The following is a 1,407-nucleotide window of genomic DNA, read 5'->3' on the forward strand; positions in this document are numbered from 1 at the left end:
CAGGCTGTTGATCAGCACTTCCGCGCCCAGTCCGGGGCGGAAGCGCGCATGTCGCCAGACCAGGGCCTGTTGACCAGCACGGTCGCGCCCAGCGCGGGCGAGAGCGTGCATGTCACTGCACCAACGCCTGTCGATCAGCACCTACCCGCCCGACGCGGGGCGAAAGCGGGCACGTCACTGCGCCAGGGCCTGTCGATCAGCACAGTCCCGCCCCGCGGAGAGCTGGCCGGGCCGGTTCGACAGGTGTCACCCCGGCACGCCAACCCGGCCACCCCGCGGCCCGCCGCGAACTTTTCACCAAGAAATCCTCACCGACCTACCTCCAGCGGCCCTCGACGCACCGAAAGTGTCGGACCTCGAAGATATGTTCGACCCATGCAGCAACCGGTGGTACTCCCCGACGGGCTGGCGGACCTTCCGCCCGGCCCGGAACTCGCCGTGCTGCTGGCCGGGATCGACCCGACCCGGGTCGCCAACCACGACACGGTGACCGTGCTGCAGGCCTGGCGGCGGCAGCGTTCGCACACTGATGCTGCGGAGTTGGCGATCCTGGCCGAGGTCGGGCACTGCGACCCGTTCGCGCCTGCCGGGCGGGTCGCCCGGCTCGAGGAGGCACCCGCGGACTGCGGGTTGGAGATCGCAGCGGCGTTGACGCTGACCGAGGTCACCGCCTGGCGCGAGTACGCCCTGGCCGACACGCTGATCCACCGGCTACCGACGGTGCACGCCTCCCTGACCGCGGGGAATATTGATCGGGCGAAGGCGATGTTGTTCGCCGACTATCTGGAGCCTCTGACCGATGCCCAGAATGCCCGTATCTGTGCCGCCCTGCTGCCGCCGGCGCCTGATCTGACCACGGGGCAGTTGCGGGCGCGGTTGCGGCGGATGGTGTTGGCGGTCGATCCGGAGGCGGCTCGGCGGCGGTATCGGAAGGCGCTGCAGCAGCGGCGGCTGGTGTGCTACCTCGACGAGGACGGCACCGCCACCCTCACCGCGACCGGGCTGGACCCGACCGCGGCGCAGGCGGCGTGTGAACGTGTGGACGGTTTGGCCCGTGAGCTGCGTGCTGCCGGGCATCCGGAGCCGTTGCCGGCGATCCGGGCCGACCTGAGCACAGCGTTGCAGGACGGCAGCCTGCATACGCTGAGCCACGAGGAGATCGTCGCGGTGATGCTGGCCCGGGCCACCGCACCCGACCCGGACACCGGCGACCCGAGCGGCACCGGTACCGACTCGGCCATCAGCACCGACACCTCCGACTCGGCCTCGGGCACCGGCACTGACTGCGGCCCCAGCTCACCATCCGGGTCCGACACCGGCTCCAACGCCGGCACCGGGATCGCTGCGCAGCATGGCGGCAGTCGCGAGCAGGGTGCCGACGACAGCGACAGCGACAGCGACAGCGAC

The 1,407-nt window shown here is 70.9% G+C and carries 1 protein-coding gene; it reads left to right on the forward strand.

Going from position 1 to position 1,407, the window contains the following annotated elements; genetic code table 11:
- Window positions 1-375 precede the first annotated feature (375 nt).
- Window positions 376-1,407: DUF222 domain-containing protein (locus BM093_RS38105; RefSeq protein WP_177238904.1), on the forward strand; the 1,032-nt coding region annotated here is incomplete at its 3' end.

Origin of the sequence: Pseudonocardia ammonioxydans, assembly GCF_900115005.1 — a bacterium.
Taxonomy (GTDB): Bacteria; Actinomycetota; Actinomycetes; order Mycobacteriales; family Pseudonocardiaceae; genus Pseudonocardia; species Pseudonocardia ammonioxydans.